Raw genomic sequence first — 26,182 nt, forward strand, 5'->3', positions numbered from 1 at the left:
AATCATTTTTAATTTAAATTACATTTTTTAAGCCAATTTGAATCTTTTTAAGATGCCCTGTTTAGTAAGTAGGATAGACTCCTGTTTGTAATAATTATTATATTACTTTTATTATATTAAAATTCCTCAAAAAATTTGGTGAATTTTTGCACAGGATACGAAGCTTAAAAAACATGCTGCATTTTGCATCAAAAATTCCATGATTTTTTTGGTAGCGTTTATAATTTCATCTTAACTGATAAAAACATCAAATTTAAATATTTTAAAACTAAGGGTAGACTATGAAATTTTCCTTAAAAGTTGTAACAACTCCTATGTGTGAAGAAATCGTAAAACTTGCAGGTATTTCAAACTATATAGTAAATAAAACTCCAGATTCAGTTGGAGCAGATATAGCTGTTGTTTTATCTGAAACTAAATTATCCACTAAATCTATTAAAATTAAACTGAATACGTTCTCACAGATTAAAGAAAGTATAGAAATGCTTTCTGAGAAGTTTGAAACTTCCCCTTTAGATTACGAAATTAAAGAAATTGTGAGATCCAAAAAAAATCGAAAGATAAAAGTAAAAGTTTATTCAAATTTTTTAAAGGAGATAGTAAAAGATATGGGTTTTAGCGTGGTTGATAAAGATTATAATTTTGTGGTTTATCCGGATTATATGAAAGATAACGTGGTAAATGAAGATGCAGAAACTGTTGAAATACCATCTCACAAAAATGTACCTTTATCTGCAATAGAAAGAGCTGAAATGAGGTATAACATTCTGGAGAAAAGATTATGTATGAAACCTTAACTTACACTGGAGGAGTTCACAAGCATGAAGAGATTACAGAGCTTATAGAAGATCTGGGTGGATTTGTACTTCAGGAAAACCTGAGTCAAATGGATCTCGTTATAACACTTGCCGTTCCAATAGAAGACGTGGATAAAGTCCAGGAAAAGGCAAAAGAACTCCTTGGAACAGTAAAAATCGCCCCAATGGCAGGTACAGAGATTGCTATAGTTTCTCCAACTCTTGCAAGGCAGCACCTTCCCCATTCTGCGTGTGATATTTCAGAATATCTCAGGAGATATGGGGCAAAGGACAACATGATTGGGCTTTCCCGTGGAGCTGGAAAGGGTATATCCAGAATTTCACAGGATGAAAAAAAGCTAATCGAAGAACATGATCTGGCTGTTTTTGCACTTGGAAGCTTTAGGGAGTGTATATTAGATAAAATACATCTTTTTGAAGACCTTGAAATCCCTGTAGTCGTAACTGGAGCTCCAGATATAGATGTCGAGGATATTCCGGGGGCAAGTGCATATGTTGGGGGATTGGGTAGAATTCCAAGCAGGCTTAAACGTGGAGAACATATAAGGGCACTTAGAAGTCTGGCTGAAACTGTTGAGGGAATTCTTGATGATAGAAGGAAAGAAATAATTGAAGATCCACCTATTGTACCTTCAATACTTGTAAAAACGGAGATTGAAAACCAGATACCTGCAGTAACAGATGTTTATTCACCAGCACCAGTTGTAAGTCAGCTGGATGGGGTAAGGGTTAAACTGAATTATGACGAATATAAAGATAAAATTGGAAAAGTTAAGGTGGATGAGTACATTTTAGAAGATGTTTCCGAAATAAGGAGATCTTTGATGTACGATTATATTCTGGTTAAGCTGTTACCTGAATCTTCTATTCTTTAGTTATAGCTCTAAATATTAAAAAATCCCTTTGAATTTTACTTGATTTTTTATTTTATTATTAAATTGGAGTTTGTTATCGAATTATTTTTATAATTTAGGGGGATAATATAAAAAAATTAAAATATTATGTGATATAGAATTAACAGTACTTACTATAAGATTAAAAACTGGTTTTGTATTGGAGTTTAAAAATGAGGAGAATTATTCAGCTTGCTTTATTCTTATCCGTATTTTTCTTAGGATTCTTAGCTATTGATTATTATATCTTTAATAGATTAGGCATGCTGTTAGGTGTATCTCAGACTATAATCACAATGCTGGTAATTATATTTACCGCTGCTTATCCTGTTGCAGCGATACTTGAAGGTACATTGTCCAATGAATTTACACGTACAGTTTACATGTTATCTGCTACGTGGATGGGTGTTGCACTTGTTTTAGGGTATACCCTCATTGGTTATGAAATAGTGAACTTTGTATTCAATATTCCTCCATTTACTGCAGGAATTGCAGTAATTATAGTCGCTTCAGTTATAAGTGCATATTCAATTTTTAACAGCTTATATCTGAATATTAGGGAAATTGAGATACCAATATCAAATTTAGAGCGAGAGTTGAGAATTGCTCAAATAAGTGATACTCATATTGGACCTATTAGAAATTCCGGATTTATGGAAGAAATAGTTAAAAAAATTAGCATTTTAAATCCAGATCTAGTATTAATAACCGGAGATCTTGTTGAAGGAACTGTAGGTTTACATCCTTCTATGTTTGATTCAATTAATAAACTTAAATCCCGGATTTTTTTTGTAACAGGCAATCATGATATGTATGAAGGGCTGGAAAACGTTTTTGAGGTTCTTAAATCTACAAATATTAATATACTGCGGAATGAAGTGGTTGAATTTGAAGGTTTGCAGATAGTTGGGGTGGGGTATTCAACTCAAAGAAATTACCTTAAAACTGTACTTCCGGGGTTAAATATTGATAAATCAAAACCTTCACTTCTCATGTATCACGTACCTATAGAAGTTGAATTTGCAAGTGAAGCAGGTATTGACCTGCAGCTTTCAGGACACACTCATAAAGGGCAGATATTCCCATTGAATTTCCTTGGAAGACTTGTTTTTCCGTATTTCCATGGATTATATAATCATAATGGAACACAGGTTTATGTATCTCCGGGAACTGGAACATGGGGCCCCCCAATGAGATCGGGTTCTAGAAGTGAAATAACTTTAATTAATCTCAAAAAGAAGTAATTTGGGATATATGTAAATGTAGGCATTATGCTAATTTATTCACAAGTTAGTGCACCTAATTTAAATTAGGATGAATAAACATCTTTAGATTTTTCATCAGTATATCCGGATTAATTTTTAATTTTAATAGTTAAAAACTACTTTAAATATTTTAATAAGAATTGTAATTATCCAAAAAAATTTAAAACTTATGTATGTCATTTATATATGATTTTAAAGAGTAATAAATTGATTTAAATAAATTAGAGCTTTAATTTCTGCTTTTTTGTTGTGCTAAAAATTGGTTACATATTAGTTATGAATAAATATTCAAAACCTTTATATAATAATTATGAATATATATTCATAACATGGTGAGGCCGAGAAGATTCAGAAGAATATTCCAAGAGCATCAAATCAGGTGTTTCAGGCCAGATTTAAATGGAGATATTTGCCATGCTGATCCAGTAGAGGTTACAATGGATGAACTTGAAGCAATAAGGTTAAAAGATTATCAAGACATTAAACAAGGAAAAGCAGCAGAGATCATGGATATTTCACAACCCACATTTCACAGAATTTTAAATCTGGCCCGAGGAAAAGTTGCAAAGGCCCTTATTGAGGGTAAAATGATTAAAATTAAAGGGGGAAATTTCGTGGCAGATAAAGAAAGGTATAAATGTAAAAGCTGTAGTTTTGAATGGTACAGCCCTGAAAAAGAATATGAAAAATGTCCGGACTGTGGATCAGAGCATATTCATAAAATCAGCACAGTTGAAGAGGCTCAAACACCCACAGGACAACCTGGAATGGGAATGAGAAGAGGATTTAGTGGTGGAAGGGGAGCAGGCCAACCTAGAGTTTGTAAATGTCCGAATTGCGGATATGAATCTCCTAAAACACCGGGAGTCCCATGTAGAAACACCAAATGTCCAGAATGTAGTACTCCCCTATGTGGGGCAGACTAGAAAGGGGATGGTGAAAATAACTGTTATTTGCATGCCTACCATTGATGAAAGCGGTTTACTATCAGATATTTCCACGCACTTCGGAAAAACTACCTACTTTACTTTCATCAGACTTGAAAATGGTGAAATTAAAAATATTAACGTAACTGAAATTTTAGGTAAACATAAAGGAGGTTCTAAAACCCCTTCAGAGATAATAATTGACTCTGGAGCGGATGTACTGATCTGCGGAAATTTAGGGTCAAAAGCAGTTTCTATGCTGCGTGGCGGTGGAATGGAAATATTTTCAGGAGCATCTGGAAAAGTTAAAGACATTTTAAAAGAGTGGAAAATGGGAAATCTAGCAGTCGCAGATGAAAATTCATGTAACGAAAAGGGCTGTTAAATTTTCTAAATTTATATTTAATTAAATCTTCAAATCAGCCATTTAAATAAATTCAAACTTCTTCTGGAGTTTGAATTTATATTTTTTATTTTTTAGGATATAAAGAGGACAGAAAACATGATTACAGAACAGGAAAATCAGGAACAGAAATTAGCTTACATGCAGCAGGATATTATCATTACAAAGAGAATGGACCAGATAAAACATAAAATTGCAGTTATGAGTGGAAAAGGAGGGGTAGGCAAATCTACAATGGCAGTGAACATTGCAGCATCTTTTGCAAACAAAGGTTACAAAACAGGTATTCTGGACGTGGATATACATGGTCCTAACGTTCCAAAAATGCTCAAAATTGGAAAAATAGGCCTTAAAGTTAATGAAGAGGGAATATTGCCGGTAGAGGCAGGAGAAAACCTGAAAGTAATGTCTTCACAGTTCCTTTTATCTGATGAAAATTCACCAATAATATGGAGAGGTCCTAAAAAGACGGCGGCAATAAGACAATTTCTTTCAGATGTATCCTGGGGTAATCTTGATATCCTGATAATTGACTGCCCTCCAGGCACTGGTGACGAGCATTTAGCAATTTTACAGTCAATTCCATCCATTGATGGGATAATAATGGTCACCACGCCCCACACAGTATCTTTAGATGATGTGGAAAAATCCATAAACATGGCTAAAAGCTTAAAAATCAGGTTACTGGGAATCATAGAAAACATGTCTGGACTTATCTGTCCTGAATGTGAGACTGAGATACCCATATTTGGAAATGGAGGGGGCAGTGAAATAGCATCAAAGACAGAGACACAGCTATTAGGTGCTGTTCCTATTGAAGTTAGTCCTAAAGAACATAATGGGTTGTTAATTGAAAATAAGGAGTCTAAAACCTCGGAAAAAATACTGAAAATTGTAGCTAAAATTGAGAATATGGTACTAAATAATGGATCTACATGAAAATACCTGATCATTGCGGTAGTTTAGGTCCTAAAATAAGTAGTGTAGTAATATGCATTTGTATTTTAAGGTATGAATGATGGAGTGGAAATCTGCATAATTTGTGAATAATATTAAAATGGTAAATCGGTGATGTATATGGTCAGAATAATAATTGATTACGATAAATGTGATGGGGAAAAATGTGAAGAATGCGCAGATGTATGTCCTATGGAAGTCCTTATACTTGATGGAGACAAAATTGTGATTCAAAATATAGATGAATGCAGCTTGTGCGAATCCTGTATGGATGTATGTCCAAATGAAGCATTAAAAATTGAAGATGATTAATTAAAGATTCATGCAGCGGATTTAATTTAATTTAGAAATGTTTACTGTGGGGTGTATTGTATGAAAACTGTATTTGGTCCTGTGTCATCCTGGCGATTTGGTAGGTCTGTAGGTGTAGACCCTTTATGTCGAAATGCTTGTTCTTTTGACTGTATATACTGTCAGGTTGGCCCAACGCTAGACAAGACAATCCAAAATGACGTATTTATAAGTACAGATAGGATTAAAGAAGATTTAAAAAGAATTCTGCCAGGGGTAAGTGCGGATATAGTGACAATTTCAGGTTATGGTGAGCCGACCCTTGCAGAAAACCTTGATGAGATAATTGAAGCTGTAAAAGAAGTTACAGATTTACCAGTTGCCATCTTAACAAATTCTTCAACACTTTCTTTGGGGAAAATGAGAAGGATTTTGAATGAAATTGATGTAGTTGTAGCAAAACTGGATGCCCCTGATGAGTCTCTTTTTGAAGAAATAAATCGTCCAGTAAAAGGCCTACATTTTGGAAATATATTAAAATGGATTAAAAAATTTAAAAGTTCTTTTAATGGAAGATTAGAACTTCAAACTATGTTTATTGAAAAAAATAAGGATTATGCTGGCGAATTAGCAAAGATTGCAGCTGAAATTCAGCCGGATAGCGTTTATATAAATACTCCGTTAAGGCATTCCCTTGAAGGTCCTTTGTCAGAGAGTCAGATGTCTGAAATTGAGGGATATTTTGAAGGATTGAACGTATCTTCTGTTTATAACTCTAAAAAATACAGATCATACAAAGAAATGCTAAAAAGAAGATCGATAGAAGGATAACAGTTGGATATGATGTGTTTGGATGAATAACGAAGCTAAAAATAACTTAAAGAAAGGAGGAAAAGCGGCCATATATTCCAGCTTAATAAATCTTTTACTTGCATTAGTTAAAGGCGTAATTGGGTTTTTATCTGGAAGTATAGCTTTAATAGCAGATTCTATTCACTCTTTTTCTGATATAGTTGCATCTCTGGCTGTATACGTTGGATTAAAACTATCCATGCGAAGACCAGATGAAAAATTTCCTTATGGCTATTATAAGATTGAATCATTTACATCTTTGATAGTATCTGTAATAATAGTTATAACTGGTATAGAAATAGCTTTAGATTCTTATAACGCGTTTTTAAATCCAAGTACAATTGAAATACCTCTTGTTGCCCTTTTTGTTGCTGCTCTTTCGGCATTAGTTTCATTTTTACTTGCAAGATACAAACAGGAAATAGGTAGGACAATAGGCTCTCAGGCACTTATTAATGATGGAAAACACAGTTTCATCGATATATTTTCGTCAATAATCGTTTTTGTAGGTATACTTTCCTCTTACATGGGTTATTTAAGAATACAGGGGATTTCAGGAATCCTGGTTGCACTTTTAATCGTTTACATGGGCCTAAAATTGGCAAAAGATGATATATTAGTTCTTCTGGATGCCAACATGGATCCTGAAAAGATTGAAGAAATTAAAACTATTGCAGAAAGTGTTGATGGTGTTGAAGGGGTACATGCTATTAAAGTTAGAAGATCAGGTCCCTTCGTATTTGCAGAACTGCATCTTCAAACCAAAAAAGGATTATCAGTGGAAAATGCATCTGAGATTACAGGAAATATAAAAAAGGCCGTAAAAGGTAGAATTAAAAATTTAGACAGTTTAATGGTTCAGATAGAACCTTTTAAAAAGGAAAGGTTAAGGGTTGCAGTTCTTGTGGAGAATAAAAATGGTTTGCAGTCTGATATTTCTGAACATTTTGCCAGAGCGCCTTATATTTTAATTGCAGATGTGGCCAACGGCCGAATAATTAGTACTGTAGTTAAAGATAATCCCGGAACTACGCTGGAGAAAAAGAAAGGAATTGAAACTGCTGAATTTTTAGAAAAAGAAAAGGTAGATGTTTTGGTAAGTACTGGAGTGGGTGAAGGCCCAAAATACGCTTTATCAGATAAATCGATAGATGTCATGGTCCCAAGAGGTAAGAATCTTGAAGAAATGATAATGGATGTATATAAATGATTGAAATAAACGAAGATTTACCTAAGTTAACGAAAAGCACTGAAGATTATATTGAAGTGATGTACAACTTGAAAAAGGTTAAAGGAACTATCAGGGTAACTGACATCGCTGAAAAACTTGATTTTAAGCCTTCCAGTGTGGTGGAAGCGGTTAATAAAATTTCCAAGCTGAAACTTGTATCCAAGGAAAAATATGGTGAAATAAAATTAACTGAAATGGGAATACAAATTGCAGAGGGCATTATACATAAACATAACACCCTTAAAAAATTTTTAGATGTTCTGGGTGTTGATGATAAGACCGCTGAGGAAGAAGCATGTGCAATGGAACATATATTAAGCAATTCAACAATTAACAAAATTGAAAAATTTACAGAATTTATTGAGAGCGGTCAAAATAAAGTTTCTTAAAATCATTCTATGAAATGTGTAGAGATTAGTTAATCAGTTTTAAATGGATTAAAAAAGCAATATAAATTTTTGACTGAAAAGAAATATTAGATAATTTTAATTTGTTAAAATTATCATTATTCCCCATTCAATATCATTTCTGTTACAGTCCTTATATGGTTTCCCTGTGATTTAGTTTCTTCCAGCAATGTTTTAAATAAATTATCAGTCATAGCTACTGGAATGCTTCTAAATACGTATGAATCTAACATTAAATTAAGGCAGCGTTCTTCTGCAATGCTCAATTCGTAATTCTTGTATTTATCACTTTTTATAAACAGCAGATTTTCATTTAAAGGTGTTTTAATTATATCCTCTGCAAGGGGTGTTCCTGGAATTGGTTCTGCAATACTTACAAAATAATCATCAAGCATTAATTCATCGGCAAGTTCAACTGTAGCTTCAAAGTCATCTTCACTTTCACCAGGATATCCGACTATAAAAGATCCGGCTATCTTGATATTATGTTTTCGTGCAGCTTCAATGGCATCTTTAATATCATCAACTTTTATTCCCTTTTTCATCTTCCTCAGCATTCTGTCACTTCCAGACTCTATGCCAAAAAAGATCCATCCATTGGTATAATTTTTAACAGCTTCCAGTATTTCATCGTTCATCATATCAATACGAATATCTGGAATTGTAAGATTTTGAGGGCCTGTTAAACTGCTTATTTCCTTTAAAAGCTCAGTAAATGCATATTCATCTGTAATTTTAAATTTTTTGCTGCCGTATAGAGATCCGGTCCCACCACTTATAGCAATTCGTTTAGCTCCTTTTTTAAGAAATTCTTTGACTTCAATTATAATGTCGTCAAGTGTCCTGCTCCTGACATCTCTTCCAAAGAAGCATGGCACCTGGCAGAATCCACAGTTACCTGGACATCCTCTATGGGTTTCGATGTATACATTTGCTCCTCGTATGTTTTCAGATGAAATGTCTTCAGGTATTAGTGGTAATGGACGTATCATAGGTGATGAGGTTGTTTTTTTAGTTTTAATTATTTTATTTCCCTTTTTAAAAGCAATACCTTCAATTTTATTAAGTTGATCCGCTTCATGATTATCTGCCTCAAGATTTTCAAGAATTTTGAGGGTACTGCCTTCACCTTCTCCAATAATAACTGCATCAACAGATAAATATTTGAAAACAAGTTCTGGACTGTTACTTACTGGTCCGCCAACTATTTTAAAACTCTTAATTTTTTCAATTTCTTCTCTGTATTTGAGTAGATGTATGGTAGAATGAAGACTTATTAAAACAACGTCAGCATCTATTATTCCTTCAAAACCTTTTTGAATATTTACATTGTATCCTGCATCTTTTAAAACACCTGCAATGAGCATTGCACCATAATTATAAAATTCAGGAGTTAAAACAGTAATCTTAATGCTTTTTGCCATGATATCCCTGGATTCAATTTTTACTAATTTTACATAGTAGTAATGAAGTTTAAGTAATTTAAATATTCATTAAAAAAACAAGTGGGAAGATTTTAATTTATCTTCGAACTCCAAAGAAGTTTATTGCACCTATCAAATCTTCAAAAGCGATTAATTCCTGCTTTAGCGCATCTTGAGGACTTAAAGTTCCGCTCATTTCCCCATCAGCAGTTAATTTATCAGGGCCTCTTGCAACCAGCCGATCTACACCATCACTGCTTAAAACTTCTTCAGCAATTTTATCGTGTACATATGCACGGCCGGGTATTATTACAGTCTCTTTTAACTGGCTGAAATCTACCTCTTCAAGGTCTTTTTGAGTAATAAGGCAGCCTATATCTTGATCTACTGCAACAACATTAACAAGATCAGACGCTTCAATGTTTCCAATTATTTTTTCTATAAATGGAGCTGCAACTTTACTTGTTAAGATAGTGGCTTTGGAAGTGACTTTGGATAATATATCTAAATACTCTTTATTTTTATCCTTTGAAATTGCAAAAGGAGTATCGTTATCAGGATCGCAAAGTGGAGTTCCTGTAACTTTGAAATTGAATTCATCATTAATTTTTCTAACTAACGCTTCAAATTCGTCAAGTTCATGGGGAACTACTCCGTCTAATATTGGTTCATTACCTAATATTAAACCTTGATTCCTGAAATTAGCGAATCGCATGAGTATGAATGCTTTAGCACCCCAGTCTTCTAAAGTGGAACATGTTTTAAATAAATCTTCGCCGTCATTTACTCCAGGCACTATAACAGAAGCAGCATGTACCTCTGAGCTTTCACAGAATATTTGAAGAGCCTTAATGGATTCTTCGGCAGTTTTATCGTTTACCCATTCTCTTCTTATACTTGGATCTGTGGAAAAAACAGTAAATGTTACTTCACTAACTTCCTTTGAAACAAGATCTTCTGCCATTTTAGCATCAGTAATACCTTTACCGCTGGTATATCCAAGATGTATTGGGAGTCCAAAATCCGAGAATGCAGAAACGATGTCAAAGAGATAAGGATAACAGCTTACATCTCCTCCTCCGCTTATATTTACTTTTAAATTAGCATCACGATAGTCTCCTAACATAAGGGAGTTTTGTACAGAGCTTATAACAAAAAAAGGTGATTGAAATTCGTTCCCTATTTCTCTGATACCAGTTGTACAGCTGTCACATCCAACTTTACCTAGAGAACAATTTTTGCATCCTAGAGCTTCTGTGCCTTTTACTTTTCTAAAGTAACAGTATTTACAAAAACCGTTACAGTCTTTTCCAGGTATTCCACCTACGTCAGCTACGATTTGCATAGTATCTACTTTGTTTTAACACATAAAATAAATAATTTCTGAAAAAAATTGAACTAATTGCATCAAAAAGTGGTAAAATATACTAAATAAACATAAGACGATTATACTTTATAAGTCTTTCTACTTTAATCAGAAAGAAAGTTTAATAATATATAAGACTACAAATTCAGTCTCGTATATCAATATGTACTAAAAATGATTCTATTATAAATGAGTGCTGGCAAGGCTCATTTATGTCAGAGGATTGGTGCTTTAAATAGGAATTGATATGCGAAAATTTTCTCAGGAGGGAAAAAATGGCAAGATTTGAAGATAAGATCGACTTGTACGACGACAGAGGCAATCTTGTTGAAGAACAAGTTCCACTAGAAGCCCTAAGTCCTTTGAGAAACCCAGCGATCAGAAGTATCGTGCAGGGTATTAAGAGGACCATAGCAGTTAACCTTGAAGGTATAGAGAACGCTCTAAGATCCGGAAAGGTTGCCGGAGGAAAAATTTTAGGAAGAGAATTAGATCTCGACATAGTCGGAAATGCTGAAGCCATAGCACAAGAAGCAAAAGAAATGATTCTTGTGGAAGAAGGCGACGACACAAAAGTCGAACTTTTAGCAGGCGGAAAGAGAGCATTAGTACAAATACCATCACTAAGGCTTGAAGCAGCAGCTGAATACTCAGCAACATCATTAGTAACTGCGTCAGCGTTCATCCAGGCTATAGTTAACCAGTTCGATGTTGGAATGTACGATGCAAACGTGGTAAAAGCAGCAGTATTAGGTAGATATCCACAAACCGTAGAATACGCAGGTGGAAACATGGCTACCATGCTGGATGTACCTCAGAAATTAGAAGGTCCAGGTTACGCATTAAGAAACATTCCGGTTAACCACGTAGTTGCAACAACTCTCAAAAACACAATGCAAGCAGCAGCTTTGTCGACAATCCTCGAACAAACAGCTATGTTTGAAATGGGAGATGCAACAGGAAGATTCGAAAGAATGCACCTTCTTGGTTTAGCTTACCAGGGAATGAATGCTGATAACATCGTATATGATCTTGTAAAAGACAACGGTAAAGAAGGAACAGTAGGATCTGTTATACTGGACCTAGTTAACAGAGCATCTGAAGATGGTGTAATAGGCGTCGAAAAAGAAATGGGCGGCGACTTTAAATTATACGGAACAGATGACCTGGCCAAATGGAATGCATACAATGCAGCAGGACAAATGGCAGCTACTATGGTCAACCAGGGTGCTGCGAGAGCAGCTCAGGGTGTATCCTCAACATTGTTATACTACAACGATATTATTGAATTCGCAACAGGATTACCTGGTGTGGACTTCGGTAGAGCTGAAGGTGTAGCAGTAGGATTTTCATTCTTCAGTCACTCCATCTATGGTGGAGGTGGGCCTGGTATCTTTAACGGTAACCACATCGTTACAAGACACAGTAAAGGATTCGCTATACCTTGCGTAGCAGCTGCAATGGCTCTTGATGCAGGTACACAGATGTTCTCCCCAGAAGCAACCTCAGGACTAATCAAAGACGTATACAGTCAAGTTGATGAATTCCGAGAACCACTCAAATATGTAGTGGAGGCAGCTGCCGACATAAAAGGCGATATTTAAGTAATCCGCACTTGGGGGCATTAAGTCAATGGATATCGAGATATTTCCACACAGATTGTTGAACGTAGATACCGCTGAAAGATTATTAAATGATCTTGATAGCATCGAAGGTATCAAAAGAATGATTATACACGGACCGAGACTTCCTCCAGTGAGAGAAGGACACCCAGACCGCAGAATTATAGTTGTAAGCGGAGAAGAAGTAGAAGTACAAGTGAAACCCGGTAGAATACTACTGGAAATCGAATCAGAAGACGTCATTGAAGATGTAAAAGAAGTTTGTGAAGATCATTTACCATTTGGATATAACATCCATATTGGACACTTCATAAGAAAACAGAAAACAGTTTCAGATCAGCTCAAATATGGCGAGGAATTAGATAATATTCCTGATGAAATGGTTGGATTAACTGACCAGAACGCACAACTCAGTGAAAGAGCACAAATACTAAAGAGGAAAGACGAAAAATGATTGGTAAAGGCACGCACATCGTAGATTGCAGAGTAGCGATGGGTATGGGTGAAGGAGGAGGAATTGCCCAGAGGGGCACATTTGCCCAGAGTGGCAGTGATGTTTTAACAATAGCAATGTCTCCGGGAAGGAGACATATAACAAAACCAGTCTGTGAGATAACATTCGCGTTGCGGGAAGCTAATATAATGACAAGTACTCTCGTGTTGAATGCCGGTGCCGGTGTTCCGCATGATGCTCCAGCAGCTGGAGGGGGCAGTCTTTTTGGACTTACTCCAACAGAAATAGAGCAAATAAACATGCATAAACTTATACTGGTACACCTTGGAGGTGTTAAACACCACATTGTGTACAAAGCCCGGTTAATACTTCGACATGTAGAGAAACCTTGCGTAATCATTTGTGAATATCCAGTTGACTTTGAAGATTTTGCAAAGATTGGTGTCAAAACTAAAGCTGTAATGCCCGATGAGCCTAAAACAAAAGGTGAAATTGTGGATATAATAAGCGGTGTAATTAGAGGAGAAACCAGTCCCCAAGAAAAGTTGGATGAAATTATTAGAAAAGTTAGGTTAGCACTAGGAGGTGCATGATAATGGCAAAATATTATCCTGGAACAAGTAAGGTTGCCCAAAACAGAAGTAATTTCCAAGATCCAGAATATGAACTTGAAAAACTGAGGGAAGTCTCTGACGAAGATGTTGTAAGCATACTCGGACACAGAGCTCCTGGTGAGGAATATCCAAGCGCTCACCCACCACTTGAAGAAATGGATGAACCAGAAGACCCGATCAGGGAACTCGTTGAACCTGTCGACGGTGCTAAAGCCGGTGACAGAGTAAGATACATACAGTTTACTGACTCAATGTATTTTGCTCCAGCTCAACCATATCTCCGATCAAGAGCATACTTATGCAGATATAGAGGAGCAGATGCAGGTACTCTCTCTGGAAGACAAATTATCGAAGCCAGAGAAAGAGACCTTGAAAAAATCTCAAAAGAACTCCTTGAAACTGAATTCTTTGACCCTGCAAGATCAGGTATAAGAGGAAAATCTGTTCACGGTCACTCCTTAAGGCTTGATGAAGACGGTATGATGTTTGACATGCTCAGAAGACAGATCCTGAACAAAGAAACTGGACAAGTAGAAGCCGTCAAAAACCAAATTGGTGACGAACTCGACGAACCAGTAGCTTTAGGAGCTCCATTAGACGAAGAAACCCTTAAATATAAAACCACCATTTACCGAAAAGATGGTGAAGCATACAGAGACGACAAAGACGCAGTTGAAGTATGTCAAAGAATACACGTACTAAGATCCCAAGGTGGGTTCTATCCTGAATAATCAGGAGGGTGATTAATATGGCTGATAAAAAATTTATGGAAGCTTTAAAAAAGAAATTTGAAGAAGCCCCAGAAGAATCTAAAACTCATTTCTACGACCTTGGTGGTTGGAAACAATCTGAAAGGAAAACCGAGTTTGTAAAAGCTGGTAAAGAAATAGCCGAAAAACGTGGAATTCCGATGTACAACCCAGACGTTGGTACACCACTCGGTCAAAGGGTACTTATGCCTTACCAGGTTTCAACTACCGACACATATGTGGAAGGTGATGACTTACACTTTGTAAACAACGCTGCAATGCAACAGTTCTGGGATGACATAAGAAGAACTGTTATTGTGGGTTTGAACACAGCACACAACGTTATTGAAAAAAGATTAGGTAAAGAAGTTACTCCTGAGACAATTACTACTTACCTAGAAACTGTAAACCACGCTATGCCTGGTGCAGCAGTTGTTCAAGAACACATGGTGGAAACAAACCCATCATTAGTGTACGACAGTTACGTGAAAATCTTCACTGGTAACGACGAAATAGCAGACGAAATTGACCCTGCATTTGTTATAAACATCAACAAAATGTTCCCTGAAGAACAAGCTGAAGTTTTAAAAGCTGAAGTAGGGGACGCAATGTGGCAGGTTGTAAGAATACCAACTATAGTCTCAAGGACTTGTGATGGTGGTACAACTTCAAGATGGTCTGCTATGCAAATTGGTATGTCTATGATTTCTGCATACAAACAAGCAGCAGGGGAAGCCGCAACTGGTGACTTCGCATACGCTGCAAAACACGCAGAAGTTGTACACATGGGTTCATACCTCCCTGTAAGAAGAGCAAGAGGGGAAAATGAACCTGGTGGAATTGCATTCGGTTTCTTAGCTGACATATGTCAGTCTTCAAGAGTAAACATGGATGACCCAGTACGGGTAACCCTTGATGTTGTTGCATCTGGTGCAATGCTTTACGACCAAATCTGGCTTGGTTCATACATGTCAGGTGGTGTAGGATTCACTCAGTACGCTACAGCAGCATACACTGATAATATTCTTGACGACTTCACATATTTCGGTAGAGAATATGTAGAAGACAAATATGGACTTACCGAAGCGCCAAATACTATGGAAACAGTCCTTGATGTAGCTTCAGAAGTTACATTCTATGGATTAGAACAGTATGAAGAATATCCAGCACTTCTTGAAGATCAGTTCGGTGGATCACAGAGAGCAGCAGTTACTGCTGCAGCTGCAGGTTGTTCAACTGCATTTGCAACTGGAAATGCACAAACTGGTTTAAGTGGATGGTACTTATCCATGTACTTACACAAAGAACAGCATTCCAGACTCGGATTCTACGGATACGACCTTCAGGATCAGTGTGGTGCTGCAAACACATTTGCTATCCGTGGAGACGAAGGATTACCTCTTGAAGCAAGAGGAGCAAACTATCCTAACTACGCTATGAACGTAGGTCACCAGGGAGAATACGCAGGTATTTCCCAGGCAGCACACGCTGCAAGGAAAGATGCGTTTGTATTTAACCCACTGGTAAAAATTGCATTTGCTGATGATAACTTAGCATTTGACTTCTCTAACGTACGTGCTGAGTTTGCAAAAGGTGCATTACGGGAATTCGAACCAGCAGGAGAAAGAGCTCTTATATCTCCAGCTAAATAAATAGGTGTAACGCAAACACCTATTTTTTTTATTTCATTGAAAACGAGGAGGAAAAAAACATGGTAGACCCTATGATAACAGGATTAGGTGTTGTTGCCCTTATGGGAGCTGCTGCTACTATTGCAGGAGCTGCTGAGGACCTTGAATCAGATATTGGTTCCATGAGTAACCCAAACTCTCAGGTTCAACTGGCCCCACAGATGGGTAATGTTCACAGATTGTTTAACAAGGCTGTATCAGGCGAACCAGTACTTTGGGGTACAATGGTCGGTATCGCAGGTTCATTAGCATATGTTCTCATGGCAACAATACACCTACCAGTCATAATGGCGATAGCTGCAGGTGCAGCAACAACTGCTTTGGTTCACGCAGTATATTCTACAACATCGTACTTAGGAAGGATTGTTGGTCAATCCCAATTCAATCAGCCTGTGTACCTTGATGTAATAACATCTCACTTAGGACCAATAGCAGGACACGGATTTATTGTAACATTTTTAATAGTAGGATTATCATACTTAATGACCTTACCAATTCAAGGATTAGGACACCCATTCCCATTACCACTACTTGCAGTGCTCTGGGGAATAACAATAGGTGCTATAGGTTCATCCACTGGGGATGTTCACTACGGTGCTGAAAGGGAGTATCAACAGTACCCATTTGGTGGAGGTATTCCAGTTGCTATTCACGGTGACGTAACCAGAAAATCAGAATTAGGTCCTAGAAATAGTATGGATGTAGTTTACTTCTGTTCCAAATATGGTGGACCTGTAACCGGATTTGCATTCGGTCTCATAGTATTCTTAAGCTTCTGGATTACAATAGTCTTTGGAGTACTAGGTGGGGTAATTGCAGGTATTGTGATAATCTTACTCTTGATAATCATCAACAACAGGGTAGAAGTATTTGCCAGAAGCAAGTACGGACCATACGAGAGAGATTAAGGAGGAATTATATGGATCCATTATTATTAATCGGCGCTGTAACCGCTGGTGGGCTCCTGATTGGTGGAGGTGTACACTTCATACCTGTAGGTGGTGCTCCAGCAGCTATGGCAACAGCAACAGGTGTAGGAACCGGTACTGCTATGCTTGCAGCCGGTGGTGGTATGACAGGACTCATAACCGCAGCTGCTATGACCGGTCAATCACTCCCACTTATCCTGGCAGCAGGTGCTATCGGTTCAGGTTTAATGCTCGGTATAACCATGCTTGCAGGTAACTTCATATACGTATGGGGTGTAGGATGTGTACCATCATCAGCAAAAGTAGATGTAGACCCAATAACCAAAATGGAACAAAGTAAATATGTAACACCAGGTACCGAAGGTCACGGAATACCTACCGTTTGTTTTGTAAGCGGAATTATAGGCGGACTTTTAGGTGGAATTGGTGGAGGATTAATTTATTACGCTCTTTACAATGCACTTACTGCAACTACAGCTTATGCAGTACCTGCAGGATCAACATTTTCTTTAGCTGCCGCAACACTTGCAGGAATATTCGCTTTAGGAACATTCTTCATAAATGCGGTTGTAGCTTCCTATAACATAGGAGGTACTATAGAAGGATTCCACGATCCTAAGTTCAAAAGACTCCCTAGAGGAGCATTAGCTTGTATAATTGTATCACTCGTGGTAGGAATTGTAGGAGCATTATTAGTTCAAGGCGGAGGTGTATTATAATGTCAGCAGCAGGCGGAGGACCCGCAGGTGCAGATGTATCAGCTTCAAAAACTATAGCTCTTGGAGTTATAGGTGGCCTTGTAGGTATATACGTAGCACCATTCCTTGGTCCAGTAGTTGGAGCACTTACAGCATCACTTGGTGCAGTCGCAGCCATAATATGGGGTGCTGACGCTATAAGAAGAGTTGCAAGTTACGGTTTAGGTACTGGTGTACCTTCAATCGGATATATGTCACTCGCTATAGGTATCATAGGATCATTAGCTGGAATAGCAGGCGTAGCCCTATTTGGATCAAGCTTAGCTCTTGCAGGCCCTGTTTTAGGATTTGTTATAGCTATGATAGTAGGTGCAATAGTTGCTTTAGTAGCTAGAAAAATAGTTAAAATGAAAATACCAGTTTTAGTACCATGTACAACTGAAATTGCAGGCGCATCTGCTTTGTCTGTAATTGGATTTTCAGTAGCTATAGCCGGAAGTTTATCCATGGCAGCAATACAGACTTCAGTTATTTCAACTGGATTTATAGCACTGCTCTTCATATTGAACACAATGGCTATCCAGCACCCATTCAACGCATGTTTGGGACCAAACGAAAAACAGACAAGGACCCTTAAACTCGCTGCAGCAACTGGTTTTATTTCCATGGCAGTAGTAGGCTTAATAGCATTACTAGCATCAGGCAACTCATGGGTTGCTATAGTTCCTATAATCGGTGCTTTAGCATGGTTAGTATCAGTCAAAGCATTTATAGGTGCATCAACCGAAGACGCAGCATCAGTTGCATGGTCCGGTATGCCTAAAGAAGAGGAGCTCTAAGGAGGAATAAAGATGGCAGAAATTTTACCTTTAGTAAAAGTTGTTCCTGAAATGAACCTGACCCTTGACCCTTCTACAGGTAAATTAGGGGCCGCAGTAGGCGGTGCAGTAATAGTTTCCTTAGACACAGTAAACGAACAATTAGATGAATTAGAAATTGCAGTAGAAGATTTATATACATCCTTAGATCCAACAACTGTTTCCCCTGGATCCTATCCTGGAAGGGAAGGAACTTATATGATTGCAGGTAAACTAACCAACGTGGTCTACGGATTTATAGTAGGGCTAATACTGCTTGTCGCTCTATTTGGAATTTAGGAGGTGTTTTAGTTGGCTGATAAGAAATCACCCGCAGAAGGATGGCCTGTGGTTAACGGGGATTACATAGTCGGTGACCCTGAAAGCCCTGTAGCAGCAACAACACTCGGATCACACAACGAAGACGTAGTTGCAGCGGCTGGAACTGCTCTTGCAGGACCATGTAAAACCGAAAACCTGGGAGTCGAAAAGATGGTTGCAAACCTGATATCAAACCCTAACATAAGGTTCCTTATATTATGTGGATCTGAAGTGCAGGGACATATTACAGGTCAAAGTATAGAAGCTCTACACGCTAACGGTGTAGATGAAAAAAGAAAAATTGCCGGTGCAACCGGTGCTATACCATTCATCGAAAATATTCCAGATGAAGGTATAGAAAGGTTCCAGCAACAGTTAGAAATCGTAAGTATGATTGATATAGAAGATGCTGGACAGATTCAAGCTAAAGTTAAAGAGTGTATTGAAAAAGACCCAGGTGCATTCGAAGAAGAAGCAATGGTCATTAAAGTGGAAGAAGGTGGCGCAGAGGAAGAAGAAGGCGAAGAAATAAGGCCTGTAGCTCCTGAAACAGCGTTAATCGAAGCTAGAATGCGTAACATTCAAACTCAGGTTAAAAGCGTGGGTGGATTACAGAGAATGTTTGCAGGTATGTACTCTGGAAAAGTTCAGGGAATCATGCTTGGTTTAGCCTTTACACTGGTCATTGGAACCATACTACTCTTAAAATAATGGGGGTTTTAGATGTTAATATCAAATAAACCTAATGTTAGAGGCATAAGAAAAGTAGCAGAAGATGTAAAATACCGAACAGGATTAATCGGTAGAGATCAGAGGTTATTTGCCGGACTTATAGCCACCAGAATTGAGGGTATGGTTATGGGTTTTATACTGGCAATACTCTTAGTAGGACTCCCAATTTTATGGGTAATAAAATAAAGGGGCATGATAAATATGGCAGAAGATAATATACCAACCGTAATTGTCCCGTCCGACGATTTCAATAAAGCTAATGAGAGATTAGACGACATGGAAGAAAAAGTAGAATTCACATGGGGTGAAGTCTCTCAAAGAATGGGTCAACAGATCGGTAGGGATATAGGTATCCTATACGGAATAATAATAGGACTCATAATCCTGTTTATAACATTCAAAGTAGTAGCAATAGGCGCAATACTACAATCTTTAGGCGTGTAAATTAGGAGGTTTACATATGTTTAGATTTGATAAAGAACAAATTGTAATAGATGTTGCCGGAGTTAAAGTTGGAGGCCAGCCTGGTGAATATCCGACTGTTTTGGCAGGTACCATATTTTATGGTGGACACAAGATTATAAGCGATGAAAAAGCAGGTGTCTTTGATAAAGACGCAGCTGAAGAACGTATAAAAACTATGGAAGAAATGTCTGATGTTACTGGAAACCCATGTATTGTACAGACTTTTGGTGCAACACCAGAAGCTATAGTCAAATACCTGGAATTTGTAGGTGACGTTTGTGACAAACCATTCATGATAGACTCAACTTCAGGTGAAGCTAGAGCTGCAGGTGCAAAATATGCTCAAGAAGCTGGATTAGCTGACAGGGCTATATACAACTCACTGAACATGGCTACAGAAGCATTTGAAGTAGAAGCACTTAAAGAAACAGACATCACATCATCCATTGTTCTCGGTTTCAACCCAATGGAAGCTGGTGTTGAAGGTAAAATCAACATCTGGGAAAACGGTGGATCCGCACTAGACAAAGGTTTATTAGAAACTGCTGCTGAATGTGGAATCGATAAACCATTCATGGACGTAGCTATTACTCCTTTAGGTCAAGGTGCAGGTCCTGCATGCAGAACTTCATTTGCTGTTAAAAGTAAATGGGGATACCCTGTAGGTAGTGGTATCCACAACGTTCCATCAGCATGGGATTGGTTAAGAGGATACAAAAAAGAACACAAAGAAGCATGGCCTGTTTGTGACGTAGGTTCTAACATCGTCCAGCAAATGGCCGGTGGTGACTTCGTATTATTCGGTCCTATTGAAAACGCTAGAATGGCGTTCCCTGCATGTGCTATGGCTGATATATTCATAGCAGAAGCAGCTAAAGATATAGGAACAGAAGCAGTCGAAGGACACCCAATGTTCAAATTATTATAAGTGTTTAAATTTAAGAGGCGGTTTGAATCGCTCTCTTTCCCTATTTTTTTACTGTTCTCTCAAAAATCTCGATTTTTTAAAGATTTGCAACACCTCAAATAATCTATTTTTGAAGTTTTCGAGTTAAATTGCATGTATTTTTAAAAATACGTATTTTTCTGCTATTTAAAAACGAATTATTTTTAAAATTTAAAAAAATTTCACAAGATTTATATCCTCTTCTGTAAAATCTATTTACAGTTTTAATTTTTGGGAGTTGAAGGAAAACCTACGATTTTCCTGAACCCAAAAAAATAGGAAATTTTTTGGAGGTTGAAGGAAATTCATATAATTTCCGAAACCCCAAATCAAAGATTTGGAGGGGTATTTCATTGTCATTATTGGGGAAAATATTCAGCAGAGGTCCAAAACCAGTTATAGCAAAAAGCAGGTACGTATCTATTGAAGATGTGAAAGCAACAGCGTTTACCAAAAAAAGAGCGGGTGCAGGGCTTTCAACGAAGCCTGAGACTTATTATATTGTTGCTTCTGTAGAGCTCGGAAACACAACTACAAAATGTATTCTTACAGCCACAAATCTTGAAACAAGTAAAACTTATCTTCTTGACAAAACAGTTAAGATGACAAGGGATATCAGACCTCCAAAGCCTGGAGAAAATGTCTTTGGTGAAACTGTATGGGAAGTAGAACTTACAAAAGAGTCAGTTTCTGAAATGGTGAGAGATACTATCCTTGAATCAGTAAAACGTTCTAAGATTGATATAGATAAAGATCTGGATTTTGTTGTGCGTTCAACAGGAGTTACTGCAGGATTTGCTTCTCCTAAAGAAGTTGGAGATCTTATAATTGCCCTTGCAGACGGATGTCTTGATGCAGGAATTCCTCCAAGTAAGATGGCTCCTGCGATGTCTAAAGAAAGCTTCCCTGAAAGGTTAAGGGATTATACATTGATTGAAAAGGTCATGTTTGACGGTGCTGTTGTAAGTGTACTCCCACCTACTGGAAAAGCAGTTGTTGCAAATGAAATGGAAGGGGAACTCGTTACTGCAGGTATTAAAGTCGGTGCTAAATGGACTAATATTGATTTCCGTAACCCATGTGTTTCAATGGATTTTGGAACAACTCTTGCAGGCAGGATAACAAACGGGCAGGAACCTTATGCACGGACAATTGGAAATTTCTGCGGGCTTGCAGGGGCAGTATCTGATTCAATAATACGCGGAACTGAAAAAGTGGATAAACGGGGTGGAGCAGCTTTAGATCTGTATTCAAGGGATATATTAAAAAAAGCAGACTGGAAAGCAGCCGAAGAATATGCTGAACGTGCCCATGATTATATAGATATAAGAAAAGTTCCTGAAAACAGGGACAGATTTGGAACAGTGCCTGTAGATCCGAAGGCAGCGTATGATGCTGGAACAACTCTTATAGGATGTGATGTAGGTAAAAATGGGGATAAAATCCCTAAATTAACTGATCTAGGTCATGAAATTTACGCTGAAAGCGGAATACACACACTTTTTGCAACACTTGACTATGTAAGTGCAAATATTGTAAAAAGACTGGGTGATGAAGCATTTGAAGAAGGAGTTATTGAACCAGGTTCCATGCTTGGGGTAACAGGAAGAGCTGGAATAACTGGAAGAAAACCTGAATTTGTCCTTGATTATTCTAAAGATAAATTCAGCGGCACCATCTTTGTATCCGATGCACTAGCAATGGGTGCTGCTGTAATGGCAAGGTGTATGAATTCCATGGGGACACCACATATTCCTATCGGCGGAAAACAGGGCGGTGCATGTATACTGGGCCAGCGAAGAAAGATGCAGAAACAAAAGGGCATGATAGATTAGCTGCTTTGATACAGCATATATCATGTTCAATATGAACTATGCATTTTAATTAACTAAAGATAGCAGATGGATTAATGTATACAATAATGTTGTTTTATTTCATTTGTTTAGTTTCTATTTTTGTGATTTATTTTTTGATACTTTCTATAAATGTTCAGAACTCACTGAATCTAGATATTAGGTTTAGTTCATTTATATTTAATAATTTTTTACAAATTTATCGTAATATTTTTTAGCTACAACTTTCAATAATTAACTTCAGTATGAGGAATTTATTTAATTAATTTGTATTAAATGAGCTTGTGGATTTATTTGATTTAATACTACTTTAAAATTAAAAGGAGAGGATATTATGCGTGAAGTAACTTCAGAAGATGTAATAACTTCCTTAAAAGGAGTATCTTATCCTGCAACTAAAAAAGAAATGGTTGAACAAGCTAAGAAGAATAATGCTTCTGATGATATTGTTCATGTAATAGAAAATCTTCCGAGGGAAAAATTTAGAACAACCGTTGATATTGCTACCCTTTTTGAGGACAAATCAAGGAGACATTGAATTTACTCAAATTCGAATTTTAAAATAAAATAAGTTAAAGTTAGAATGCCCTTGAACATTTTATGTTAGGGGCCCTCGAATGCGAATCATTCGGGGCACCGAAAATCGTAGATTTTCGAAAGCATGTAAAAATTCAAAGAATTTTTACGGTTGCAAATCCGAGCGTGCGAATCTTGTTTTTGCATGCCCCGAAATTCTTTTGGAATTTCGAGGGATTTGCAAACATTGAAAAAATTTCTAATTTTTTCAAAAGGATTTTAGCTCTTCTAACCTTTTTATTCTCTCATTTATTGGAGGGTGAGTTGAAAATAAATTCATTAAAGTTTGTGTTTTTCCTCCAAATGGATTTACTATAAACATGTGGGCTGTTGCAGGATTTGCATCCTTCATTGGTCTTGCACTAGCTCCCATTTGAAGTTTTCTTAAGGCATCAGCAAGGGCCCATGGTTTTCCAGAAATATTTGCGCCACTTGCATCAGCTTTGTATTCTCTGGTTCTGCTTACTGCAAGTTGAATTATTGTAGCAGCTATTGGAGCAAGTAAAGACATTGCAATAAGTCCTATTATATCTTCTCCATCTTCTCCACCACCAAGAAACGCAAAAAACCCTGCATAATTTGCAATCATAACTATAGCTCCACTTATTGTGGCAACTACTGAACTTATTAGTATATCTCTATTTTTAACGTGTCCAAGTTCGTGAGCTATAACTCCTTCAAGCTCATCTCTACTTAGTAAATTAAGTATCCCTGTAGTTACAGCTACAACTGCATTTTTTGGGTTTCTACCAGTTGCAAAAGCATTTGGAGTAGCACTTTCAACTATTGCAACTTTAGGTTTTGGAATTCCTGCGTTCTGCGCAAGTTCAGATACAATTGAATGGAGTTCTGGAGCTTCCTGCTCTGATACTTCCTTTGCACCATACATCCTAAGTACAATTTTGTCCGAAAAGAAATATGAACTAAAATTCATGACAATGGCTATTACAAAGAAGATTGATCCTCCAAGAAGTCCTGCTCCGAATAATGATCCTATGAAATATCCTATAACTATCAATAAGCCAGTTAATATACTTAATAATAGCACAGTTTTAATGTTTTCAAACATTTGATTATCACCAGATTTTTTAAACTTTAGTTTAATTTTTTTTGTTTTTTTATTTAACTCAGGTTACTAAAAGATCACAATACTATAAAATGTAAGTCTATGTATATAAACTTTGTGTGACTAAATTCAAATTATAAATAATTAAATTTTGGTGTTTTAAGATGGTAACTGCGCTAATAATGGCTGGGGGAAAAGGAACAAGGATGGGACTTGAGGTAGAAAAACCACTTGTTGAAATAAATGGAAAGCCAATGATTCAGTATGTAATTTGCGCGCTTAAAAATACGGATAAAATCAATAAAATAATTGTTGCAACAAGTAAAAACACTCCAGAAACTAAAACATTTTTAAATGAACAGGGTATTAATATAATTGAAACCCCTGGAGACGGTTATGTAAATGATCTTGGTTTTATCATTTCTAATTTTGAATTAGATGATGTTTTACTTACTGTAACTGCAGATTTGCCCCTTATAAATAGTGATATAATTGATTATGTCATTGAAGAATATGAAAAGTCTAATAAACCTGCTATGAGTGTTTTAGTCCCGATACATGTATTTGAAAAATATGGTATCAAACCAACTATGGTGTTTGAAAATCTAATACCATCTGGATTAAATATATTAAGAAGTATTAACAAGACACAAGATGAGAAAGTTTTAATTATAGAAAGAATAGAACTAGCCTTAAACATTAATACATGTGAAGACATAAAACTTCTTAAGAAGCTATTGGGTGATCAGGATGAATGAAGAGAGGAAACTTATTAAGGGAGAAGAAAAGATCTGGAGTGAAATTAAAGGGTATCAGGTTGCAACCAATAATGCACGTATATTGGGAGAACTTGACGAACTTATAATAAACGGTAAAACCGGAAAAATAACTGATGTCGTCATAAAAGTTGAAAAAGGCAGAAATATAAACGTTAAAGGCGCAAAGAAAAAAGGAGATCACCTTTTAGTTCCATTTGGAAAAGTTGAAAAAGTAGGCGAATTCATAATAATTTCAGAAGCTTAAATTTTTTTAATTTATAATTTTTTTAAGATTATGTGCTGTTTTTAATTTGATTTTTTTTATGGGATTTTTGACCTGTATGTAGTTCATCATGATTTTCCCTGCGTCTAACCCATTCAACTAGAGGTATCAATGCTATTTGTAATTCTTTTCCTGATTCTGTGAGAGAATATTCTACCCTGGGAGGTGTTTCGCCGTAAACATTTCTTTCTATTAATCCTTCATGTTCCAATGTTTTTAATGTATTTGAAAGAGTTTTTGGAGATATTTCCCCTATATTTTTTTTAATCTGATTGTATCGTAGTGGATCCTCTCTAAGTGATGTCAGCACGCACATCACCCATTTTTTACTTACCACATCCACTATGCCTCGAATGGGACAAAGGCAAAAAGCTTCTTTTTCACAATTACTTTCCTTGCACATACCAGGTACCCTTCTGTATACTTTGTTTATTGATATAAACTTTTTATTTTAAATACTTTCTTTTGTATACTAGATATTAGACACATACTTACTATTAAATGTATACCAGGAGATGATTTAATATGTGTGAAGATAGATGTTGTGGACACGATAAAGATAAAAAAGGTAGGGGCATGCATCATGGGGGATGTCACTCTGGGGGAATGCATAGACATTTCTTAACTAGGGAAGAAAAAGCTGAAATGCTGGAAAAATACATAGAAGAATTAGAAAAGGAAATTAAAGGCGTAAAACAAAAAATTGAGGAGCTTAAAGCTTAAATTTATCTCCTA

The 26,182-nt window shown here is 36.7% G+C and carries 32 protein-coding genes; 28 read left to right on the forward strand and 4 right to left on the reverse strand.

Going from position 1 to position 26,182, the window contains the following annotated elements; genetic code table 11:
• The first annotated feature begins 281 nt into the window (after positions 1-281).
• The 10 genes from EJ01_RS07890 (at position 282) to EJ01_RS07935 (ending at position 8,025) form a co-directional block, all read left to right on the forward strand.
• On the forward strand, positions 282-797 hold the full coding sequence (locus tag EJ01_RS07890) for a hypothetical protein (RefSeq protein WP_052375976.1): 516 nt from the start codon (positions 282-284) through the stop codon (positions 795-797).
• The gene (locus tag EJ01_RS07895; protein WP_048081834.1) at positions 782-1,693 is read left to right on the forward strand and encodes a methanogenesis marker 7 protein; all 912 of its coding nucleotides are present in this window, start codon (positions 782-784) and stop codon (positions 1,691-1,693) included. Before EJ01_RS07890 ends, EJ01_RS07895 begins: the two co-directional genes overlap by 16 nt.
• Before the next feature lie 191 nt (positions 1,694-1,884).
• Positions 1,885-2,955, forward strand: a complete 1,071-nt coding sequence (locus EJ01_RS07900; RefSeq protein ID WP_048081835.1) for a metallophosphoesterase — start codon at positions 1,885-1,887, stop codon at positions 2,953-2,955.
• Between the two features lie 350 nt (positions 2,956-3,305).
• Positions 3,306-3,902 carry a DUF134 domain-containing protein gene (locus EJ01_RS07905; protein WP_048081836.1) on the forward strand — a complete coding sequence of 199 codons (597 nt, stop codon included), beginning with the start codon at positions 3,306-3,308 and terminating at the stop codon, positions 3,900-3,902.
• A gap of 7 nt (positions 3,903-3,909) precedes the next feature.
• Positions 3,910-4,287, forward strand: coding sequence for a NifB/NifX family molybdenum-iron cluster-binding protein (locus tag EJ01_RS07910; RefSeq protein WP_169740449.1), 378 nt, complete (start codon positions 3,910-3,912; stop codon positions 4,285-4,287).
• Positions 4,288-4,404: 117 nt separating this feature from the next.
• On the forward strand, positions 4,405-5,244 hold the full coding sequence (locus EJ01_RS07915) for an Mrp/NBP35 family ATP-binding protein (protein ID WP_048081837.1): 840 nt from the start codon (positions 4,405-4,407) through the stop codon (positions 5,242-5,244).
• 138 nt (positions 5,245-5,382) lie between these two features.
• Positions 5,383-5,574: a 4Fe-4S dicluster domain-containing protein gene (locus tag EJ01_RS07920; protein ID WP_048081838.1), complete on the forward strand. Its 192-nt coding sequence runs from the start codon at positions 5,383-5,385 to the stop codon at positions 5,572-5,574.
• A 60-nt stretch (positions 5,575-5,634) separates the two neighbouring features.
• Positions 5,635-6,384 carry a radical SAM protein gene (locus tag EJ01_RS07925; RefSeq protein ID WP_052375980.1) on the forward strand — a complete coding sequence of 250 codons (750 nt, stop codon included), beginning with the start codon at positions 5,635-5,637 and terminating at the stop codon, positions 6,382-6,384.
• Positions 6,385-6,406: 22 nt separating this feature from the next.
• Positions 6,407-7,615 (forward strand): cation diffusion facilitator family transporter, encoded by a 1,209-nt coding sequence (locus tag EJ01_RS07930; protein WP_048081839.1) that lies wholly within the window; start codon positions 6,407-6,409, stop codon positions 7,613-7,615.
• On the forward strand, positions 7,612-8,025 hold the full coding sequence (locus EJ01_RS07935; RefSeq protein ID WP_048081840.1) for a metal-dependent transcriptional regulator: 414 nt from the start codon (positions 7,612-7,614) through the stop codon (positions 8,023-8,025). Before EJ01_RS07930 ends, EJ01_RS07935 begins: the two co-directional genes overlap by 4 nt.
• Before the next feature lie 116 nt (positions 8,026-8,141).
• Here EJ01_RS07935 and EJ01_RS07940 read toward each other — a convergent pair whose 3' ends face one another.
• Both EJ01_RS07940 and mmp10 read right to left on the reverse strand, forming a co-directional pair.
• Positions 8,142-9,467 (reverse strand): methyl-coenzyme M reductase glutamine C-methyltransferase, encoded by a 1,326-nt coding sequence (locus EJ01_RS07940; RefSeq protein ID WP_048081841.1) that lies wholly within the window; start codon positions 9,465-9,467, stop codon positions 8,142-8,144.
• A 97-nt stretch (positions 9,468-9,564) separates the two neighbouring features.
• Positions 9,565-10,812, reverse strand: a complete 1,248-nt coding sequence (gene mmp10, locus EJ01_RS07945) for a methyl coenzyme M reductase-arginine methyltransferase Mmp10 (protein ID WP_048081842.1) — start codon at positions 10,810-10,812, stop codon at positions 9,565-9,567.
• Between the two features lie 296 nt (positions 10,813-11,108).
• On the opposite strand from mmp10, the gene mcrB reads away from it, so the two are divergent.
• The 15 genes from mcrB (at position 11,109) to EJ01_RS08020 (ending at position 23,302) form a co-directional block, all read left to right on the forward strand.
• Positions 11,109-12,437 carry a coenzyme-B sulfoethylthiotransferase subunit beta gene (gene mcrB, locus EJ01_RS07950; RefSeq protein WP_048081843.1) on the forward strand — a complete coding sequence of 443 codons (1,329 nt, stop codon included), beginning with the start codon at positions 11,109-11,111 and terminating at the stop codon, positions 12,435-12,437.
• A 28-nt stretch (positions 12,438-12,465) separates the two neighbouring features.
• Positions 12,466-12,909, forward strand: coding sequence for a methyl-coenzyme M reductase operon protein D (gene mcrD / locus EJ01_RS07955; protein ID WP_048081844.1), 444 nt, complete (start codon positions 12,466-12,468; stop codon positions 12,907-12,909).
• Positions 12,906-13,502, forward strand: coding sequence for a methyl-coenzyme M reductase I operon protein C (gene mcrC, locus EJ01_RS07960; RefSeq protein WP_048081845.1), 597 nt, complete (start codon positions 12,906-12,908; stop codon positions 13,500-13,502). The genes mcrD and mcrC overlap by 4 nt, the downstream gene beginning before the upstream one ends.
• A 2-nt stretch (positions 13,503-13,504) precedes the next feature.
• Positions 13,505-14,254 (forward strand): coenzyme-B sulfoethylthiotransferase subunit gamma, encoded by a 750-nt coding sequence (mcrG, locus tag EJ01_RS07965; protein ID WP_048081896.1) that lies wholly within the window; start codon positions 13,505-13,507, stop codon positions 14,252-14,254.
• Positions 14,255-14,271: 17 nt separating this feature from the next.
• Positions 14,272-15,924, forward strand: coding sequence for a coenzyme-B sulfoethylthiotransferase subunit alpha (mcrA, locus tag EJ01_RS07970; protein WP_048081846.1), 1,653 nt, complete (start codon positions 14,272-14,274; stop codon positions 15,922-15,924).
• Between the two features lie 59 nt (positions 15,925-15,983).
• Entirely contained in the window at positions 15,984-16,871 is an 888-nt protein-coding gene (gene mtrE / locus EJ01_RS07975; RefSeq protein WP_048081847.1) for a tetrahydromethanopterin S-methyltransferase subunit E, read from the forward strand.
• An 11-nt stretch (positions 16,872-16,882) separates the two neighbouring features.
• Positions 16,883-17,611, forward strand: coding sequence for a tetrahydromethanopterin S-methyltransferase subunit D (mtrD, locus tag EJ01_RS07980; protein ID WP_048081848.1), 729 nt, complete (start codon positions 16,883-16,885; stop codon positions 17,609-17,611).
• Complete coding sequence (gene mtrC, locus EJ01_RS07985) at positions 17,611-18,429, forward strand: tetrahydromethanopterin S-methyltransferase subunit MtrC (protein ID WP_048081849.1); 819 nt, start codon at positions 17,611-17,613, stop codon at positions 18,427-18,429. The genes mtrD and mtrC overlap by 1 nt, the downstream gene beginning before the upstream one ends.
• Before the next feature lie 12 nt (positions 18,430-18,441).
• A complete protein-coding gene (mtrB, locus tag EJ01_RS07990; protein WP_048081850.1) occupies positions 18,442-18,747 on the forward strand; it encodes a tetrahydromethanopterin S-methyltransferase subunit MtrB in 306 nt (101 codons plus the stop codon).
• Positions 18,748-18,759: 12 nt separating this feature from the next.
• Positions 18,760-19,479 (forward strand): tetrahydromethanopterin S-methyltransferase subunit A, encoded by a 720-nt coding sequence (mtrA, locus tag EJ01_RS07995; protein WP_048081851.1) that lies wholly within the window; start codon positions 18,760-18,762, stop codon positions 19,477-19,479.
• 12 nt (positions 19,480-19,491) lie between these two features.
• Positions 19,492-19,686, forward strand: a complete 195-nt coding sequence (mtrF, locus tag EJ01_RS08000) for a tetrahydromethanopterin S-methyltransferase subunit F (RefSeq protein WP_048081852.1) — start codon at positions 19,492-19,494, stop codon at positions 19,684-19,686.
• A 6-nt stretch (positions 19,687-19,692) separates the two neighbouring features.
• Entirely contained in the window at positions 19,693-19,944 is a 252-nt protein-coding gene (gene mtrG, locus EJ01_RS08005; protein ID WP_048081853.1) for a tetrahydromethanopterin S-methyltransferase subunit MtrG, read from the forward strand.
• Between the two features lie 16 nt (positions 19,945-19,960).
• Entirely contained in the window at positions 19,961-20,893 is a 933-nt protein-coding gene (mtrH, locus tag EJ01_RS08010; RefSeq protein WP_048081854.1) for a tetrahydromethanopterin S-methyltransferase subunit H, read from the forward strand.
• Positions 20,894-21,264: 371 nt separating this feature from the next.
• Complete coding sequence (locus EJ01_RS08015; protein ID WP_048081855.1) at positions 21,265-22,746, forward strand: methanogenesis marker 14 protein; 1,482 nt, start codon at positions 21,265-21,267, stop codon at positions 22,744-22,746.
• Between the two features lie 352 nt (positions 22,747-23,098).
• On the forward strand, positions 23,099-23,302 hold the full coding sequence (locus EJ01_RS08020; protein ID WP_048081856.1) for a DUF2795 domain-containing protein: 204 nt from the start codon (positions 23,099-23,101) through the stop codon (positions 23,300-23,302).
• Positions 23,303-23,548: 246 nt separating this feature from the next.
• Here EJ01_RS08020 and EJ01_RS08025 read toward each other — a convergent pair whose 3' ends face one another.
• Positions 23,549-24,409, reverse strand: coding sequence for a zinc metalloprotease HtpX (locus tag EJ01_RS08025; protein WP_048081857.1), 861 nt, complete (start codon positions 24,407-24,409; stop codon positions 23,549-23,551).
• 161 nt (positions 24,410-24,570) lie between these two features.
• Here EJ01_RS08025 and EJ01_RS08030 point away from each other — a divergent pair, with 161 nt between their 5' ends.
• Positions 24,571-25,164 (forward strand): TIGR00454 family protein, encoded by a 594-nt coding sequence (locus tag EJ01_RS08030; RefSeq protein WP_048081858.1) that lies wholly within the window; start codon positions 24,571-24,573, stop codon positions 25,162-25,164.
• Positions 25,157-25,429 (forward strand): PRC-barrel domain-containing protein, encoded by a 273-nt coding sequence (locus tag EJ01_RS08035; protein WP_048081859.1) that lies wholly within the window; start codon positions 25,157-25,159, stop codon positions 25,427-25,429. Before EJ01_RS08030 ends, EJ01_RS08035 begins: the two co-directional genes overlap by 8 nt.
• A gap of 28 nt (positions 25,430-25,457) precedes the next feature.
• On the opposite strand, the gene EJ01_RS08040 is transcribed toward EJ01_RS08035, so the two are convergent.
• Entirely contained in the window at positions 25,458-25,850 is a 393-nt protein-coding gene (locus EJ01_RS08040) for a winged helix-turn-helix transcriptional regulator (RefSeq protein ID WP_048081860.1), read from the reverse strand.
• A 122-nt stretch (positions 25,851-25,972) separates the two neighbouring features.
• Here EJ01_RS08040 and EJ01_RS08045 point away from each other — a divergent pair, with 122 nt between their 5' ends.
• Positions 25,973-26,170 carry a DUF5320 domain-containing protein gene (locus EJ01_RS08045; RefSeq protein WP_048081861.1) on the forward strand — a complete coding sequence of 66 codons (198 nt, stop codon included), beginning with the start codon at positions 25,973-25,975 and terminating at the stop codon, positions 26,168-26,170.
• Positions 26,171-26,182: the final 12 nt, after the last annotated feature.

Source organism: Methanobacterium veterum, assembly GCF_000745485.1.
In the GTDB taxonomy this organism is placed as follows: domain Archaea; phylum Methanobacteriota; class Methanobacteria; order Methanobacteriales; family Methanobacteriaceae; genus Methanobacterium_D; species Methanobacterium_D veterum.

Coding starts and splice junctions, on each gene's coding strand:
- mtrD (WP_048081848.1), top strand. CDS start 16,883: ATGGATCCATTATTATTAATCGGCGCTGTAACCGCTGGTGGGCTCCTG.
- EJ01_RS07935 (WP_048081840.1), top strand. CDS start 7,612: ATGATTGAAATAAACGAAGATTTACCTAAGTTAACGAAAAGCACTGAA.
- mtrB (WP_048081850.1), top strand. CDS start 18,442: ATGGCAGAAATTTTACCTTTAGTAAAAGTTGTTCCTGAAATGAACCTG.
- EJ01_RS07940 (WP_048081841.1), bottom strand. CDS start 9,467: ATGGCAAAAAGCATTAAGATTACTGTTTTAACTCCTGAATTTTATAAT.
- mtrG (WP_048081853.1), top strand. CDS start 19,693: ATGATAAATATGGCAGAAGATAATATACCAACCGTAATTGTCCCGTCC.
- mtrC (WP_048081849.1), top strand. CDS start 17,611: ATGTCAGCAGCAGGCGGAGGACCCGCAGGTGCAGATGTATCAGCTTCA.
- mtrF (WP_048081852.1), top strand. CDS start 19,492: ATGTTAATATCAAATAAACCTAATGTTAGAGGCATAAGAAAAGTAGCA.
- EJ01_RS07930 (WP_048081839.1), top strand. CDS start 6,407: ATGAATAACGAAGCTAAAAATAACTTAAAGAAAGGAGGAAAAGCGGCC.
- mtrE (WP_048081847.1), top strand. CDS start 15,984: ATGGTAGACCCTATGATAACAGGATTAGGTGTTGTTGCCCTTATGGGA.
- EJ01_RS08030 (WP_048081858.1), top strand. CDS start 24,571: ATGGTAACTGCGCTAATAATGGCTGGGGGAAAAGGAACAAGGATGGGA.
- EJ01_RS07920 (WP_048081838.1), top strand. CDS start 5,383: ATGGTCAGAATAATAATTGATTACGATAAATGTGATGGGGAAAAATGT.
- EJ01_RS08040 (WP_048081860.1), bottom strand. CDS start 25,850: ATGTGCAAGGAAAGTAATTGTGAAAAAGAAGCTTTTTGCCTTTGTCCC.
- mcrD (WP_048081844.1), top strand. CDS start 12,466: ATGGATATCGAGATATTTCCACACAGATTGTTGAACGTAGATACCGCT.
- EJ01_RS08045 (WP_048081861.1), top strand. CDS start 25,973: ATGTGTGAAGATAGATGTTGTGGACACGATAAAGATAAAAAAGGTAGG.
- EJ01_RS07915 (WP_048081837.1), top strand. CDS start 4,405: ATGATTACAGAACAGGAAAATCAGGAACAGAAATTAGCTTACATGCAG.
- EJ01_RS08025 (WP_048081857.1), bottom strand. CDS start 24,409: ATGTTTGAAAACATTAAAACTGTGCTATTATTAAGTATATTAACTGGC.
- EJ01_RS07890 (WP_052375976.1), top strand. CDS start 282: ATGAAATTTTCCTTAAAAGTTGTAACAACTCCTATGTGTGAAGAAATC.
- mmp10 (WP_048081842.1), bottom strand. CDS start 10,812: ATGCAAATCGTAGCTGACGTAGGTGGAATACCTGGAAAAGACTGTAAC.
- EJ01_RS07925 (WP_052375980.1), top strand. CDS start 5,635: ATGAAAACTGTATTTGGTCCTGTGTCATCCTGGCGATTTGGTAGGTCT.
- mcrB (WP_048081843.1), top strand. CDS start 11,109: ATGGCAAGATTTGAAGATAAGATCGACTTGTACGACGACAGAGGCAAT.
- EJ01_RS08035 (WP_048081859.1), top strand. CDS start 25,157: ATGAATGAAGAGAGGAAACTTATTAAGGGAGAAGAAAAGATCTGGAGT.
- mcrG (WP_048081896.1), top strand. CDS start 13,505: ATGGCAAAATATTATCCTGGAACAAGTAAGGTTGCCCAAAACAGAAGT.
- EJ01_RS07895 (WP_048081834.1), top strand. CDS start 782: ATGTATGAAACCTTAACTTACACTGGAGGAGTTCACAAGCATGAAGAG.
- EJ01_RS07910 (WP_169740449.1), top strand. CDS start 3,910: ATGGTGAAAATAACTGTTATTTGCATGCCTACCATTGATGAAAGCGGT.
- EJ01_RS08020 (WP_048081856.1), top strand. CDS start 23,099: ATGCGTGAAGTAACTTCAGAAGATGTAATAACTTCCTTAAAAGGAGTA.
- EJ01_RS07905 (WP_048081836.1), top strand. CDS start 3,306: ATGGTGAGGCCGAGAAGATTCAGAAGAATATTCCAAGAGCATCAAATC.
- mcrC (WP_048081845.1), top strand. CDS start 12,906: ATGATTGGTAAAGGCACGCACATCGTAGATTGCAGAGTAGCGATGGGT.
- mcrA (WP_048081846.1), top strand. CDS start 14,272: ATGGCTGATAAAAAATTTATGGAAGCTTTAAAAAAGAAATTTGAAGAA.
- mtrH (WP_048081854.1), top strand. CDS start 19,961: ATGTTTAGATTTGATAAAGAACAAATTGTAATAGATGTTGCCGGAGTT.
- EJ01_RS07900 (WP_048081835.1), top strand. CDS start 1,885: ATGAGGAGAATTATTCAGCTTGCTTTATTCTTATCCGTATTTTTCTTA.